10 protein-coding genes are annotated in these 16035 nt (G+C 65.9%); 1 reads left to right on the top strand and 9 read right to left on the bottom strand.

Annotated features, from left to right (window positions below; translation table 11 throughout):
* Positions 1-53: 53 nt before the first annotated feature.
* A complete protein-coding gene (locus QYH69_RS11200) occupies positions 54-947 on the bottom strand; it encodes a LysR family transcriptional regulator ArgP (RefSeq protein WP_308831929.1) in 894 nt (297 codons plus the stop codon).
* Between the two features lie 99 nt (positions 948-1046).
* Here QYH69_RS11200 and QYH69_RS11195 point away from each other — a divergent pair, with 99 nt between their 5' ends.
* Positions 1047-1694 (top strand): LysE/ArgO family amino acid transporter, encoded by a 648-nt coding sequence (locus QYH69_RS11195; RefSeq protein WP_308831928.1) that lies wholly within the window; start codon positions 1047-1049, stop codon positions 1692-1694.
* Between the two features lie 15 nt (positions 1695-1709).
* Here the strand turns inward: QYH69_RS11195 and QYH69_RS11190 are convergent, their stop codons facing one another.
* The 8 genes from QYH69_RS11190 to QYH69_RS11155 all read right to left on the bottom strand — a co-directional run bounded on the left by QYH69_RS11190 (position 1710) and on the right by QYH69_RS11155 (position 15849).
* The gene (locus tag QYH69_RS11190; protein WP_308831927.1) at positions 1710-2675 is read right to left on the bottom strand and encodes an endo alpha-1,4 polygalactosaminidase; all 966 of its coding nucleotides are present in this window, start codon (positions 2673-2675) and stop codon (positions 1710-1712) included.
* A gap of 1 nt (position 2676) precedes the next feature.
* Entirely contained in the window at positions 2677-4050 is a 1374-nt protein-coding gene (gene pelG / locus QYH69_RS11185; RefSeq protein ID WP_308831926.1) for an exopolysaccharide Pel transporter PelG, read from the bottom strand.
* The gene (gene pelF / locus QYH69_RS11180) at positions 4050-5750 is read right to left on the bottom strand and encodes a GT4 family glycosyltransferase PelF (RefSeq protein WP_308831925.1); all 1701 of its coding nucleotides are present in this window, start codon (positions 5748-5750) and stop codon (positions 4050-4052) included. Before pelF ends, pelG begins: the two co-directional genes overlap by 1 nt.
* Positions 5747-6805: a hypothetical protein gene (locus QYH69_RS11175; RefSeq protein WP_308831924.1), complete on the bottom strand. Its 1059-nt coding sequence runs from the start codon at positions 6803-6805 to the stop codon at positions 5747-5749. The genes pelF and QYH69_RS11175 overlap by 4 nt, the downstream gene beginning before the upstream one ends.
* Positions 6798-8216: a PelD GGDEF domain-containing protein gene (locus QYH69_RS11170; RefSeq protein ID WP_308831923.1), complete on the bottom strand. Its 1419-nt coding sequence runs from the start codon at positions 8214-8216 to the stop codon at positions 6798-6800. The genes QYH69_RS11175 and QYH69_RS11170 overlap by 8 nt, the downstream gene beginning before the upstream one ends.
* A 49-nt stretch (positions 8217-8265) precedes the next feature.
* On the bottom strand, positions 8266-8841 hold the full coding sequence (locus tag QYH69_RS11165; protein WP_308831922.1) for a penicillin-binding protein activator LpoB: 576 nt from the start codon (positions 8839-8841) through the stop codon (positions 8266-8268).
* A gap of 86 nt (positions 8842-8927) precedes the next feature.
* Positions 8928-13040 carry a tetratricopeptide repeat protein gene (locus QYH69_RS11160; protein ID WP_308831921.1) on the bottom strand — a complete coding sequence of 1371 codons (4113 nt, stop codon included), beginning with the start codon at positions 13038-13040 and terminating at the stop codon, positions 8928-8930.
* On the bottom strand, positions 13033-15849 hold the full coding sequence (locus QYH69_RS11155) for a sugar ABC transporter (RefSeq protein WP_308832028.1): 2817 nt from the start codon (positions 15847-15849) through the stop codon (positions 13033-13035). Before QYH69_RS11155 ends, QYH69_RS11160 begins: the two co-directional genes overlap by 8 nt.
* Between the last annotated feature and the right edge of the window lie 186 nt (positions 15850-16035).

Genomic DNA, 16035 nt, shown 5'->3' with positions numbered 1-16035 from the left:
CGAAGCCGCCGATGCATGCCCGCCGCGGTGCCGCCCGCTGCCGATTCGCCGATTCAGTCGAGCAGTTGTGCCGCCTGCGTGCGCAACGCAAGGCCGAACTCGTCGAGCCAGCCAATCGGGAGCCGCCAGCTCTGCCAGTACAGATCGACGTCGAGATGCCTGCCCGGCAACATGTCGATCAGTTCCCCGCGGGCGAGAGACGGCGCGACCATCCGCTCCGGGCACATACCCCAGCCGAGCCCTGTCATGCACGCGCGCATGAAGCCCGCGACGTGCGGAATCCAGTGCTTTGGCGGATCGACTTCCGCGCGCGTGATCTTGCGCATGAAGCGCTTCTGCAGTTCGTCCTTCGGATTGAAGTCGATGCACGGCGCGCGGCGCAGCGTTTCGCGCGTCACGCCCTCGGCGAAGTGCCGCGCGTGAAATGCCGGCGTGCAGACCGCGAGGTACCGCATGCGGCCCAGCCGGGTCGAGCGGCAGCCCTGCACCGGCTCGGCCTGGGTGGTCACCGCGCCTTGCACGCTGCCGTCGCGGATCAACTGGGCCGTGTGGTCCTGGTCGTCGATCACGAGGTCGAGCAGCATTTCGCGCTCGGTGCAAAAGCCCGCAACCGCATCGATGAACCATGTCCCCACGCTGTCGTCGTTCACCGCGACGCGCAGCATGGGCCACGCCTGCAACTGCGCGCCCGGCAAGGCGGGAAGCGGGCCGGCCAGTTCAGCCTCGAGCAACTGCACGCGCTCCGTATGCCGGCACAGCAGTGCACCCGAGGTGGTGGCGACACATGGCGAGCCGCGCCTGACGAGCACGCTGCCCACGCGCTCCTCGAGCAGTTTCACGCGCTGCGATACCGCCGACGGCGTGACGTTCAGTTCGCGTGCGGCACGCTCGAACGATCCGTGACGGACGACAGCCGCAAGCGCATCGAGCAATGCGTAGTCGAGCATTAGCGTTCCTTAACCGGTGTTAAGAGAATTAGGTTTTCTTAGCCGTCAGCTTACTTCAGACTGCGGCGATCCACCTTTTTTATATTGTTTTGATACGCGATGAACTGGATATCTTTCTCTCATGGCGCCGCATTGTGCGCGTCGCTGATCGTGACGATCGGTGCGCAAAACGCATTTGTCCTGCGGCAAGGCATCATGCGGGCGCATGTCGGCAAGATCGTGCTGCTGTGCGCGCTGTCGGACTTTATCCTCATCGGCGCGGGCGTCGGCGGCGCCTCGGCACTGGTCAGCCGCTATCCCGTGTTTATCCACACGCTGCTGTACGTCGGCCTTGCATATCTCGCATGGTTCGGCATCAGCGCGTTGCGCCGCGCGCTACGGCCGAGCGGCAAGGTCCTCGATGCGCAAGGCTCCGACTCGTCGCGGGTTGCGTCCTCGACTGCATCCTCCCGCGAAACGCAGCGCACGATCCCGATCATTTTGATGACGCTCGCGTTCACATGGCTCAATCCGCATGTGTATCTCGACACGTTTCTGCTGATCGGCACGGCCGGCGCCCGCGAGCCCGAAGGCGCGCGTACCGCATTCGCGCTCGGCGCAATGGCGGTCAGCGCGGGATGGTTTGTCGCGATCGGTTATGGCGCGCGCGTGCTTGCGCCGCTATTTCGTCGTGCCAATGCATGGCGCGTTCTCGATGGAGCAATCGGCGGGATGGTGTTGTTGCTCGCGCTCGCGCAGTTCCGCTGATTCGATGCCGCCGGCTCAGTTGCGTTGCGCGGCATCGAGCCGCGCACGGCATGCCGCATCGGCGCCGACGCCGACCGTGCGCAACGCGCCATCGGTCACATACGGCTCGATGCCTGCCGCGCAGATTTTTGCGGCGATGTCGCGTCGGCACGCTTCATCGTCCGGCGCGCAATAATCGATGGAAATCACCGGTAGCCGGTAACGCTCGCGAATCGTGCGCGCCTGATCGAGCAGCCATTCGCGGTCGTCGGCCGGTACGGCTCCATAGCGCTGGTTGCCCTGGTCCCAGTTGCCGTACAGCGATTCGAATGCAACCGCCGCGACGTCGCCGCGAAGCTCGGGCAGCACTTCGAAGCCGCGGTTAACAATGAGTTGCGCGTCCGGATAACGCGCCTTCAGCGCGCGAATCGTATTGACGAGGCCCGCCTGCTGCCGCGCACGCGCAGCATCGGTCTTCGCGATCAGTTGCCACGAATCGAGCGTATCGAGGAAAAAGCCGCGATAGCCGCGCGCCCATAGCGGCGCAATGATGTGTTCGACAAAGAACTGCGGCCAACCGGGCGCGCCTTGATCGATCACGGCCGAGGCCCATTCCGCATTGCGCCCGATCAGCCACTGCTTCGGCATCGACGCCAGGTAGTCGCGATCCTTCGTGACCTCGCCGACGCTCACGTACGCATACCATTTCGTACAGCGCGACTTGCCTGCACCGTTCGCCGACGCCATCGAAGATGCCGTGCGCGGATCGAAGCCGCTATCCGCTTCGACCACGACCGTATCGAACTTCGACAGCTGATCGACCGGCACCTGCTCGCCGTAAAACAGGGCCACCGCGCCGACACCGCTTTTCGCGCCGCGCGAGCAGGCTGCCAATGCAGGCCGCGCACAGATAACCGATAACAGCACGAGTACCGCCGCCACGCACGCGATTTGCACCCAGGGCGGCCCAAGCCGTGCAAACAGATTCGCGAGCGCGGCCATGTCAGTTGCGCAGCATGTAGGTTTCGTATTCGAGCCTTGCGAACTTGCGGTCGAGCATCTGCACGGCCGCGACGACGAGAATCAGCAGCGTCAGCGCAAAGCCGTAGCCATACGTGTCGGGCGAAAGCCGCAACGTGATGCCGGTCAGCACGCCGTTCAGCGCGACAAAAGCGACGCAGAGCTTCAACACCGAGCGCCGCGCATCGAGGTAGAAGAACACGTTCAGCAAACCGAGCAGCAGCACCTGCAGGCTTGCCGCGATCACGTCGAGAATCAGCAGCGGCATATACAGCGTGGAGATATGCAGTGCATCGAGCACCCACCTGCCGAACGCAAGAATAAGCAGCAGCACCACCGCCTGGATCTTGACGATCTCGTAAAGGCCCGCGCGGATGCTCGACACCATCATGTCGCGCATGTCGTTGATATGGCGCAGCGTCGCGCCGCTGCGCACCGCATCGTAGAACGCGTCGTAGTATTCGACGAAGTCGGCCTCGATACGCACGAGAAACGTCGCCATGCCGGGCATCACGCATACATAGGCGATAAACACCGGGATATCGTAGATCACCGACGCATGCAGTGGTCCGATCACGGTCGCCCCCGTGGCCGGCGCGTACCAGAACATGAACTTGTCGAGCCACACGCCGAGATTGAACAGCAAACCGGCCAGCGCGAGGCTCGGATACGCGAAACGCCGTTCGAACGCTTCGAACGAAATGAACCGCTCGCTGCGGTAGTTCCGGTAAATGAGCCCGGAAAGGCCCGCGAGCAGCACGATATGCCCCGCGACGAAGCCGCCCAGCAGTCCCGCAATGCCGTGCCGGTTCAGCATCAGCGCAAACGCCACCGTGCAGCCGTAACCGACAAAAAACACGACAAGAATCTGCCGGTATTGTTTGACGCTCGACAGAAAGATCACCGCGATCCAGATATTGCTGATCACGACAAAGCCCGCGACCATCAGCAGCCGGTACAGCAGCGGCTCGCCGCCGAACCCGAGCCACACGGCGATATAGCCGACGATTCCCGACGCAGCCGTCGAGACCAGCACGACGCCGTTGTAGTTCGACAGCACGAGATCGTCGCGCTTTTCGAAGAGGCGGTCTGAAATGAAGCGCGTAAACGACAGCTGCAGCGGCCCCGTCAGAATCAGGCTGCCCGCAATCAGGTAAGTGACCGACACCTGGAATTGCACGATCGCGTACTTCGGGATCGTGAACGCAAGGCTCATCAGGCCGATCACGAGAATGCCGACGATCGACATGATCAGCGGCCCTGAACTGATCAGCCCCGCGTAAGCGTAGGCGCGCATCGCGCCGGTCAGCGTGTCGCGCCGCAGGATCTTGCGAAGCTCGAAACCAATGCCTGCCATCAGCGATTCTCCTGCGCCTGCGAAGGCTGTACGCCCGCTGCACCGGCCGCGGCCGCGGCGCCGCGCGCGCCCGCGTGCACCGGGCAACCCGTCATGCCCGATGCGTTGCCCGCCGCACCGCCCGCCGCGCTCGCACCGCCACGCGCGGTCCGCGTCGGCGCGGCGGCAAGCCGCTCGTACAGTTCGCGATATTGATCGATCATCTGAGCCTTCGTATAGAAGCGGCGCACGCGTTCGAGACCCGCTGCCTGTGCAGATCGCCAGCGCGGCACGTCGCCGAGCAGTTCGAGCACCGCCTGTGCGAATGCCGCCGGGTTCGCGATCGGCACGACAAGGCCGGCCGCGCCGAGCGCACGGTCTTCGTCGCCATAGCCTTCGATCAGCTGCCGGCACGACCCGACGTCGGTGGTAATCGACGGCACGCCCGCGGCGAAGCCTTCGAGCACGACCAGCGGCAGCGCCTCGCTGATCGACGTCAAGGCAAGCGCGTCGACTTGCGGCAGGATTTCATCGATGCGCTGAAAGCCGAGAAACTTCACGTGTCGCGCGAGGCCGAGACTTTGCGCGAGCGCGCGACATTCCTGTGCATAGGCCGGGTCTTCTTCCTCCGGTCCGACAATCCAGCCTTCGATATCGGGCATCGTGCGCGACGCAATGAAAATCGCGCGGATAAACGTCTTGATGTCCTTGATCGGCACGACGCGGCCGATCAGCGCGACGACCTTGCCGGCCCGCGCCTGATCCGGCTCATGCGGCGCGCGTTTTGCGACGAGCGGCGCCAGCCCGTCGACATCGACGCCATTCGGAATATTGCGCGTACGCGCCGCATCGGCGCCGTCGGCGATCTGCCGCTGCCGGTTCGTTTCGTAGAGCGCAACGATATCGTCGGCGGCGTCGTACGCGAGCTTGCCGAGCGCTTCGAAGAAACGCACCCACAGCTCGCGGAAATAGCTGATCTTCGAGATGTCGCGCTCGAACGCGCCGCGGTTGTCGCGAATCCACTGGCTTTGCAGCAGGTCGATCTTGCGTTCTTTCGTGTAGATGCCATGCTCGGAGACGAGCAGCGGCCGGCCGCTCCGATAGTGCAGCAGCGCGCCGAGAAAGCCCGCATAGCCCGTCGATACCGTGTGGTACACGCGCGCCGGCGGCAATTGCGCGGCAATGCGCGCGAGCTGCCACAGCGGCTTGTGCATGATGCGCACGGTCCAGAAGTAGTCGGTAAACGACGGGTCCGTGCAATGCCGATGGTACTGATCGACGATAAAGTCCCATGCCGCGCGGCTCGACACGAATTGCTGCTCGTTGAGCGGTCCGTCGTCGCCGATCAGGTGCACGAGGTCGGCCATCAGCGCGGCCGGATTTGCGCCGTGCCGGTTACGCCATGCATCGTGCAGTTGGGCCGATTTTGCGAATGCGGCCGCATCGCCGGGAATTTCGCGCGCCGTCTGCCTGTCGGCCGGTGCCGCCTCATACAGGTAATGCGCTTCGAAGTGGACGACGTTATCGGGCAGCTCATACGCGGCGCCGTGATAGTCCTCTTCGCGGCTGCCGACGAATGCGATCGCAAAGCGAATTCCCGGGTACGAGCGGATCATCTGATTGACCCAGCTCGACACGCCGCCTCGCACGTAAGGGAACGTGCCTTCGAGCAGCAGGCATACATCGGCATCGGCGGCGCGACGAAAAAGTGACGAATTCATGGCGACCAGTATTGAACGACGGGTTTGAGCAGCGGCAGCGCCGATGCATGGCCGAGCGACGCGAGCAATTCGGCCACGCGCGTGTAATCGCGTTGCAGGAACGCGGCTTCGGCGAGCCACGGCACGAGGCGCTCGCGCGGAAAACCGAGCGCCTGGGCGCGCGCCAGATAGCCCGCGGCATCGGCGGCCGCGCCCTGTGCGAGCGCGAGACGCCCGCGGATCAACCACAGCGCTGCGTCGCCGGCGTCGATCTCGAGCGCGGCGCTCGCGTAATGGTCGGCCTGCTCGAGCGTGTGCGTATAGACCGCGCCCTGCACGAGGTTCTGATAAACGAGCTCGAAATACAGCTCGGCCAGTTGCCGGTTGATCGCGTGACGCTCGCTATCGGTCTGCGCGAGTTCGAGTGTCTGCGCGGTCTGGAAAATCTTCTGCATCACGTCGTTCTCGGCCTGATCGAGCGTGCCGTACGCAATCAGCCGCACGTCTTCGATCGGATCGGCGAGCAGGTCGCGCAGCAACGTGCCCGTGGTACGCGTCGGCATGCTCTGGATCGCGACGAGCGCCGACAGCCGGTCCGATGCATTGACCTGCGTATTGACGAGCCGCGCCTGCAGGCGCGCGCCGCCGCCGTGCGAGACGCGCGACATCAGATACGTGACGAACTGGGGCGCAGGCACTTCTTCGAGATCGTCGTCGCTGCGCTTGCCTGGAAACCAGGCAGCCCATATGCAGCTCGCGAGCAGGACGAGGCCGGCCGCAACCGGCACGAACGTGCAGAAGAGCCACAGGAACAGCAGCGTGAAGCCGCGCGGCTCGCGATACCGTGGCGGCAACAGCAAGCGGAACAGCACCGCCTGCAGCGCGCCGCAGATCGCGTCGAGCAGCATCGCAGGCAGGATCGGCCCTTCGACGGTCGCACCGGGCGCGAGTTGCCACAGCACGCTGCCCTGCACGAGTGCCAGCGCGACGATCGCCAGCAGGGCCAGCACCGACAACACCACGCGCCACGCGTTCGAAGCGTTGGAAGCGCTCGAAGAGCGCTCGGGCTTAGCCATCGATGCCGCTGCGTGTCAGCAGCCCTCGCAACGCCGGGCCCGGTGCGCCGCTGCCCAGATGCAGCGTATGCACGCCGATGCGCGCGCCTTCGAGATCGAGATCGAACTGCACGCGCAGACTCGCTTCGATGCGCGCGAGATAGCCGTCGACGCCGGTCTCGTCGGTCGCGGGCATCAGATTCACGAGCACCGACTTGCCCTCGGTCCTGATCGGCCACAGCAGATCGAGCGAGCGGCGCCGGCGCATCACATGCTCGAAGAACGAATCGCCGGCATCGTCATGCGGGAACACGAGCGCGACCAGCGACGACGCGATGCCCGCCGAGCGCGCAAGCCGCGAGAGCCGGCTCAAATCGAGCGCGAAGTCGTACGGGCAGTTCTGCACGACATCGAGAATCTCGCGTACCTGCCGCGAGTGCTCGACGCCGTCCGCGTAATAGCCGAGCAAAACGAGCAGCAACTGGAGATTGTCGAAGTTCAGCGACAGGAACGGCATACGCCGGATCGCGACGAGCGCGAGCACCTCGCCGTCCGCGGCGACCACCGGCGCACAGACGAGCAGCGAGGTATGCACGACCGGCCGCTCGTCGCTGCGCAGATGCGCAACGCTCTTCGTTTCGAGCGCACGCGCCACGAGATCGTCGTGCGCATCGAGCTCGAATGCGTCGCCCACGCGAGCGAGCGCGGCGGCGCCGGCCTTGCCGCCATGCACGGGAAACAGCGCGGCCACTTCGATCTGGCACGCCTGGGCGACGAATTCGAGCAGTTCGTGCGCCCCGGGCATATCGTCCGCGGCACGCGTGCGCGGCGCCTCGAGGCCGTGCGCGACCGACAGGCGGCGCAACTCGGTAATCGAGTCGCGCAGCGTGGTCGGCTTCGACAGCAGGTCTTTCTCGAGCCGCTCGTGCGATAGCCGCATCAGATAGTGGCTATTCGTGATCGCGACGAGCCGGTCGTTCAGATAGCCGTTGAGCGCGTTCGCGCGTGCCGCGCGCGCGCCCCAGATATCGCCGAAATGGCCGACGAGGATCGTCTGCAACAGGCCGCCGATGAAAAACGTCGTCGGCCATGCGTCGCCGCCGCCGTGCGTGTGCACGAGCCAGGCGCCGACCAGCATCGCGCTCGCCAGAAGACCGAGCAGCGTGCCGTAGCGCAGCGCGACCACGAGCGTCGCGAACCAGAGCCACGGAAAGCCCGTGTCGAGCAGCAGCGGGTCGGACGGATCGAAATGCCAGCACAGCAGGCAGACGATCAGCATGAAGCCGATCGTCTCGACGATCGCGAACGGCCGCGTGACCGCAGGCGCCACGAAGCGCCGCACGGCATTCAGATGACCGAACGGGTGCGCGCTGCGCGGCTTCACGGCTGCCGCGTTCGCGCTGCTGTCCGGTCGGGAAGTGGCGGTATTCACGGCCGACTCCTGATGGCTTGTCTAAAACCCGATGACGGCATGCGCCGCTTCATGCGTGCGCGCGCAACGGCGCGAGCAGCTTGCCGATCAGCGAGGTCGCGACGTTCGCGAGGCTCGAGCGGCTCCAGCCGCTGCGCGAGCCCGTTGCGCTCCATACGACCTGGCCCGACGCGACATCGACGAGTTCGAACGTGACGCCCGCGACCGGCTCGCCATCGACGCCCGCCTTGTAACGCCACTCTTCGACCGCGCCGGTCAGCACGTATTTGACGTGCTGCTCGCGCGCCCAGGCGAGCTTCTTCTCGCCGATCTCGCGCTGCGCGGTGTCGAACATCGCATTCGACGCCGCATCGGCCGGCGCGACGCGCACGTCCGTCAGGCCGTTCTGACGCAGCACGTTCGCGGCGATCGCGGTCGCGCTGCTGCCGGCCGCCGGCGTCTCGGTGAAATTCGCCAGCGCGACGACCGCCACCGAATCGCCGGTGACGAGCGACGGCGTTGCCGCGCTCTGGCTGATCGAACCGCATGCGGAAAGCAGCAGTGCGGTCGTTGCGGCGGCGGCAAGCCAACGAAGCGGACGGAACCGCCCCTGTGCCGTATGCGTAAGTTTGTCTCTGGTGTTCATCGAACCACTCCTTTCCCGTTCATTGCGTTTTACGTTGTCGCGCGTTTTCGATGCGAGTCTTGGTCACTGCCGCCCTGCCCTGCCCATCAGTAGTACCAGCTATATCGCGCACCCATCAGCGTGACCGGCGTTCCGAGACGCGACACGCGCTGATGCTGGATAAACAAGGCCATATGGTCGCCACCGAACACGGTGCCCGCCAGCCCGACGTTGAAGTCCGGTCCCCAGCCCTGATTCGAATCGTGCAGGATGCCGACGTCGAGAAACGGCCGCCAGCGATGCGTGTACTGTTCGAGCAGATCGTTGCCGAAACCGAAGTAGAGGCCGTACTGCGTGTACGTATCGGGCAGGAAATCGCTCGCGACCGCGGGCTGATCGGCCGCGGGAATCAGCCGCGAGATCAGCGGATCCGCGCTGCCGCTTGCGCCGTAACCGCCGTGCGTGCCGACCACGCGCAACGTGTAGTCCGGATATTCGGTGTGAAAGCGATAGCTGATTTCGCCGTTCGACAGCACGCCGCTGCCGATATAACTGCGCGCCTGGCTATAGAAACGGTCTGCTTCGACGCTACCGGTGATCGTAATGCGCTCGGTCACGCGATACGTGAAGTCGCCGACGAGGTTGTCCTTCATGGCGCCGACCTGCAGCGATTGCGTTTCGTCGGCAAGCTGATTGCGGCCCGCGCGCAGGCCGAGCGTGAGCGGCGAATTGCGGCCCGTTTCGGCGGCGAGCGCAAACGTATAGAAGCTTGCGAGCGCGTCGCGCCGGCCGGCTGTCACCTTGAACGAGGTATCGCGTGTCTGGCGCTCGCCATAGATGCTCAGCGACCGGTCGACCGACGGCACATCGACGAGCTGCGTGATATCGGTCGAATGCTGGAAGTTCTGCACACCGAGCACGCCGACCATATAGCGCTCGGCGATCTTGTGGCTCGCCGCGAGTGTCTGCTCGATATAGTCGAGCGGATGCTCGACGTGGCTCGTCACCGTCGCGTCGATCGATTGCGGCCAGTCGAGCGCCGTTTCGGTCACGCGCGTATGCAAGGCCGTGTCTTCCGGCGCGCCTTCGAGGCCCTCGAATGCAATCTGCTGCGCGCGCCGCCGCTGGTCGACAGCGATCGTCGCGTCGATGCGGTCCGCGATCGGCAACCGCGAGCGCTCCTGCGACAGCAGGCGCTCGAGCGCGGGAATGTCGTTGTCGGCAAGCGCGATCGTCAGTTGCGCATCCGCGGGGCGCGCGAGACGCGCCGCGTATTGCTGCGCGAGCCAACGCTTCGCAAGCGGATTGCTTTCGTGCGACAGCGCCCATGCGATCGCCACCTCTTTGGCGACCGCATCGCGCAGGCGGCTGTTTTGCGGCAGTTTCGCGCCGGCCTCGGGCGCGCCCCCGGGCAAGCCGCTCGCGCTGCCGAGCAGCGTGCGGCGCACATACGAAACGTCGGGCGGTGCGGCTTGCGTCGAGAGCAGGTTATCGAGCAGTGCCGCCGAGGCGTCGGCCGTCGTGTAGTCGGTCGACAGCGCAACGCGCCGGCCGCGCACATCGGCCAATGTTTCCGCATCCTGCGCGGTGCGTCCGCGCAGCGCGCCGCGCGGCGCCCCATGCAGCTTCGCGAGCGCGGCTGCATCCTGTTGCAGCTGCAGCCAGACCTTGTGGCGAATCGACCAAGCGAGGTCCGCGTGGCCCGCCATTTCCTGCGCGTCGGCATAGGTCAGCAGCCACAGCGGATCGCGCGACAGCGCGCCGGCCTGGCGGCGCAGATACTCGAGCGCGGCGACCGGCCGGTTCAGACGCATCTCGGCGGCCGCATACGGCTCCCACAACGCGGCGCTGCGATCGATATTGCCGCGCCAGCGATTGAGCGCGAGCTTCAGGTCCGCATCGCTGCCGTAGTCGACGAGCGTCCACAGATACGCCGCGCGCATGTCCGACGTCGCATCGGGCAGCTCCACCGCACGCTTGAGGTCGGCAAGCGCATCGAGCGGCCGGTCGGTCAGACGCTCGTATTCGGCGCGCACGGCGAGCACGCCCGGCGAAGCTTCGGCGGCACGCAACTCGTCGGGTGTGAGGCTCGCGAGCAATGTGGCGACGCGGTCGTATGCCTGCGCGTCGGTGTAATAGAAGATCGCATCCTGCAGCGCGCGCGGCGTGTGATCGCGCCGGTAGCGCAGTTCGGCCACGCGTCCCGCGTCGATCGGATACGGATCGTAGAAGTACGTCATTTCGCCGAGCTCTTCGGGCGTCGCGACGCCGCTTGCGAGCAGATGCTGGTATGCATCGTTCGCTTCGCTGTCGAGCTGCAGCAGGCGCGCGAGCTCCGCGTAGTCGCGCCAGAAATCCTCGTCCTTGTCGCTCGCGCCGGCGCGCGCGCGCTTCAATGCCGCAAACGACGCGCGATAGTCGCCCGCGCGATACAGCACGCTTGCAGTGCGCAATGCCGCATTTGCATCGTTCGGATGGCGTGCCTGCACTGCGCGATAGGCGGCGAGCGCCTGATCGTCGTGGCCGGCCCGCTCCGCGAGGGCACCGATGCGCTGGTCGAGCGCATCGCCATTCACGCCGCGCGGCAGCGAACGCAGGAACGCGAGGCCGTCGTCGGGGCGGCCGAGGCGCTCGTAGGTCGCGGTGACGTTGTCGATCAGCTTCAGGTCGTTCGGCGTCTGGCGTGCCTGATGGACGAGCGCGGTCAGATACGCTTCGTCGTCGTCGAGCATCGGCGCGATGCGCAGCACGTTCTGCCAGCCGACCGGGTCGTCGGACAGTTGCGCGTAGTCGAGCCACGATTTCAGCGCGCGCGGCGCATCGCGGTTCCACTCGGCCGTCTGCGCGAGGCGTTTGACCCACAGCACCGAGTGCGGATCGCGCTGGACCTGTTGCGCGGCGATCTTCTCGGCGCTCGCGAGGTCGCCTGATTCGACGAATGCGTTGTAGACGACGTCGGCTATATTCCCGTTCGCGACGGGCGCCGATGCGCCGGCCGGCACTGCCGCCGACGTCGATGCGGCTGACGTCGATGCAGTAGCCGGAACAACCGGTTGCTCGGGCGCCGCGACGGGCTGCGTCGACGCCGCAACGCGAATCAAATACACACCATCATGCATAGCGTTAGGCGCGGCATACGACGCACCCGCGGCGCGCCGCGCGACCGGACCGTCCAGATACGCGTACGACGCGGAAGCTGCATTGACGCGCGTACGCGCATGCATCTTCGCGACGATCGCCATTGCGGCAGCCAGATCGCCATGCGCCTGCGCGTATGCCAGTGCGGCCGGCGAACGCGGCGAATGCGGCCCCTCAGGTTCGGCGGGCTGCGCCTGCGCATAGCGGGCCAGCATCCGCGCGTAGCGGTCGACCGCCTCCGGACGGTTCGCCGCACGCGCGAGATTCAGCAATACGATCAGCGTCGCCGGATCGTCGTCGAGCGTGCCGAGATGCGCGTCGGCCGCCGCGAGCGCATCGTCGAGCAGATTGCCGGACTGCAGCGTGCGGATGCCCGCGATAAAGCAGCGGCGTGCTTCGTCGCGCGTCTGCGCGGTGGCCTGCTTGCGGAACCACGCATCGGCGGCCGCATGGTAGTCGCCGACCTGCAGCGCGTAGCGCGTGATCTGCGTGTCCCACTCGTGGCGCCCTTTCGGGTCGTGCGCCGACAACCGCGCATAAAGATCGAGGGCGACTCGCGGCAAGCCGGCCGCGGCCGCGCGCTGCGCAAGCCATTCGAGATCGTGCGGCGCCCATTGCTCGTTTGCCGCGGCAGTCAATTTTGCGCGAAGGTCGTCGAGCGCGGCCGCACGGCGCGGATCGGTTTCGACGAGCGCGAACGTGCGTTGCTCGGCGACGCCAAGACGTAGCATCGTTGCGGCGCGGCGCATATCGTCGGTATGCAGTGCGTCCATCCGCGCAGCAACGCGCTGCGCATCGTCGGCGCGGCCGAGATACAGATACTGCGCACCGAGCAGCGACAGAAATTCTTCGTTGTCCGGCTGCACGCGCGACCACGCTTCGAGATAGGCAACGGAGAGATCGCTTGGCGCGCCGACCGACGCAATGCGCTCACGCATGCCACCGCGCGGCGCCACAGCGTACATCGTCGCGAGCACGACGGCGGCCAGCGTCAGCACGAGCCATGTCGAAACGATGCGCGGGCGCTTCTGCGCCGCGGAACTGGCCGTTTGGGTTTCCACATTCGCCGCCGGATTAGCCATGACACGCAACCTCGACGGGCTGATAGTCGACGTTCAGACCGGCGGCGGGCGCCGTGTCGAAACGCAGTTTCGAGCCATCGCGCTTCGTTGCGACCGGCCGCCCCGCTACGCTGACGCTGCAGCCCTGCGCGTTCGCGAGTTCGACAAAGGGCTGGTAGTAGCCGCCGAACTGGAACGACATGCCACGGCCGTCGCGCTTGAAATCGCGCACGAAACCGTTGGCCTGCGCGATGTAAGGCATGGTGTTCGACGATGCGGCCGGCGTTTGCGCGCGGTTCGCGGCCGTCGCTGCAGCCGATGATGCCGTCGGCGCCTGCGCGGCGATCGCGTCGCGCAACGGCGTGTCGAATGCGACGCGCGCGGCGCCGTCGGCGATGTGGATGTACGTGCCGTCGGGACCGGGCGCATAGCCGGTCACGCCGCGCGACGCGCGCAGATCGGGCGCATTCGTGCCCGGCCAATGCAGTTCGCGCACTTCGCCGTTGCCGCGCACGATCCACGTGCTGCCCGCGGCGGCTGCCGTGTTCTCGGCGCTCGCTGCGCGCACTTCGCGCGCAACCGCGAACGTCCGCCAGTCGAGCACCTTATGCGTGTAATCGGTGATCTGCACCGGCAGCACCGGTTGCTTCAACACTGCTGCGAAGATCTGGTCGAGCGCACGCAGCGATGCGACTTTCGTGCCGCTATACATGTGGTAATAGATGTCGATCGGCTTGAAGCGCAGCGGCCGGTCGGTCATATCGAACGTTTCCAGCACGCGCGTGAATCCGTAGAACGGCCCGAGCCAGTCGTTCGTATAAACGTTCTCGTCCTGATTCGGCGCGTACACCTGGTAAGCGCCCGGCCCTTTCGCGACACCGATCGGCGCGATGTTCGTCCAGCTGTTCGCGCTCTTCGTGATGACCGTGTCGCCGCCGTTGATGTTGTCGACGCCCGCCGCATATACCTTGCGCACGACGATCGCGGGCGGCTCGCAGTTGCCGGGCCATTGCAGCACCACGGTCTTTTTACCCGGAGGCGCGAGGCGCGAATTGATGTAGTCGATCGAGCCCGTGATCTCGCGGTCGATGTTGAATTTGTAGTTCGGAATGTTCAGCGAGAATGCCGTGTCGCCGCCGCCGCGATCGATTCGCTCGCCGGTCTTCGCATCGACGTTCTCCCATTCGAACGGATGCGAATAGGTGTGCGTGCCGATCGACACGTACGGCAGCGCGAACATCTTGCGCGCGATCTCTTCGAGGCGTGGCGATATCTGCGGATACAGGCCCTTCGGACCGACCTCGCCTTCGATCACCGACAGCGTCATCGGCACCTTGTAGCGCGTGAAGATCTGCTGGTACAGCGCTTCGCCCGAGTAGTCGGCGCCCGGAAACTCCGCGCGTGATGCGAAGCCGTCGCCATCGACGTGCGACATGAAAAGACGCCGCCCGTTCTCGGTCGTCACGCTCGGCGCCGGCATCGGCGTGAGACGCAGCGCATCGGCAAAGAATCTGATCGGCTGGATCGCCCAGCGCTCCTGGCCGATGCCGTTCAGCGAAACGACGGTGTAGGGGCTCAGTGCGTAACCGCCCCATGGCGTGATCGCGACCGGATCGAGCGTCGCTTCGCCGGACTTCACACGCAACAGCGACCGGCTCGCCGCACCGACACGCACGCCCGTCAGATCGCGCGGACCGAGCTTCGGGTCCGTCTCGAAACCGATGACCGGGTCGCGCGACACCACGCTGACCGGTTCTGTGAAGGGCCCTGCCACCGGCTCCAGATCGAGTGCCGGACCTTCGTCTTCGGCCGCATCGAAACCGAACTGCCCGATGAACGCCACCGGCACATGCGAAGCGATGCGTGCGTCGATCCATCTGCGCCACGTAGCCGTGTCGCGCGCCTCGTCGCCTTCGAGCCAGACGACGACGCCCGCATAGCGGTCCGGCGTCACGTCGTCGGGCAATCCGTCGTTGATGTTCGCGTATGCGACGTCGTAGCCGAGGTAGTTGAGCGGCGTGGCGACGTCGCGCACGCCGGGCGTTTCGTCGAGCGGCAGATCGTCGGGGCGATCCTGCACGACGAGGACGCGCCGCGGCAGCACCTCGATCGCGCCGATGCCGACCACGTTGCGCGAAACGTTCGTCACATAGGGCGTCACGCCGCTCGCCACGACCTGCGCGGCGGTGGTGCGCGCACAGGCGCGATCGTCGCCTGGGCACAATTCGATCGAGATCACCGGCACGCCGGTGCGCTGCGTGAACGAACGCGCGGCCGCGCTGCGAGCGGCACGCTCATCGGCCGACACGTCGAGCGTGCGCGTGCCGGCGCCCGGCGCGGCGCCGCGCACGAGCGACGGACCCACCACCGCATACAGCGCGGCGGCGTGCGGCAGCGCGGCCTCGAGCGCGTCGGCGCCGCCGACGACCAGACGCGCGTCGGCATGCGCCGCGCGAATTGCGTCAATCGCGGCAATCGCCGTCGGCGTGTCGAGCAGGAAGCCTCGATAGCCGCGCTGCCACAGCGGCTCGATCTGCTGTGCGACGAATGACGATGCATCGCCGCTCATCGCGTGCGTGCGTGCGATCCAGGCCGTATGCGCGAGCGGATGTGCGGCGGGGTCGAAGCCGCTCGCCGGGTCGATCACCACGGCATCGAAGGCCTGCAGCAGATCGACGGGCGGATGCGCGCCATCGAAGAAGGCAATGTTAGGCGCGCTGCTGCGAGTTGCGCGGTTGCCGGACGGCGCCGCAGCGGTGTCCTGAACGTCGGGAGTCTGAGAATGCGTCTGTGCCTGCGCTTCGCGTTGCGACACGGCGCCCGCGAGCATGACGAGCGCGAGCGTCGCCCAGACGCACGCGGTATGCCGCACCGGAAGTGCTGAAAAAAACCAACGAATGCGTGCCGATACCGGCCTCGCCGTCCCCGCCCCAAACTCCGTTGACATGATGGCTGTCCGTTCGCTTATTGCTTTTAACCGGACCATCGAATTACCTGCTTATCGACGGCTTATGCG

This window comes from Paraburkholderia sp. SARCC-3016, from assembly GCF_031119615.1.
In the GTDB taxonomy this organism is placed as follows: domain Bacteria; phylum Pseudomonadota; class Gammaproteobacteria; order Burkholderiales; family Burkholderiaceae; genus Paraburkholderia.
This window is presented reverse-complemented; position numbering and strand designations above follow the sequence as displayed.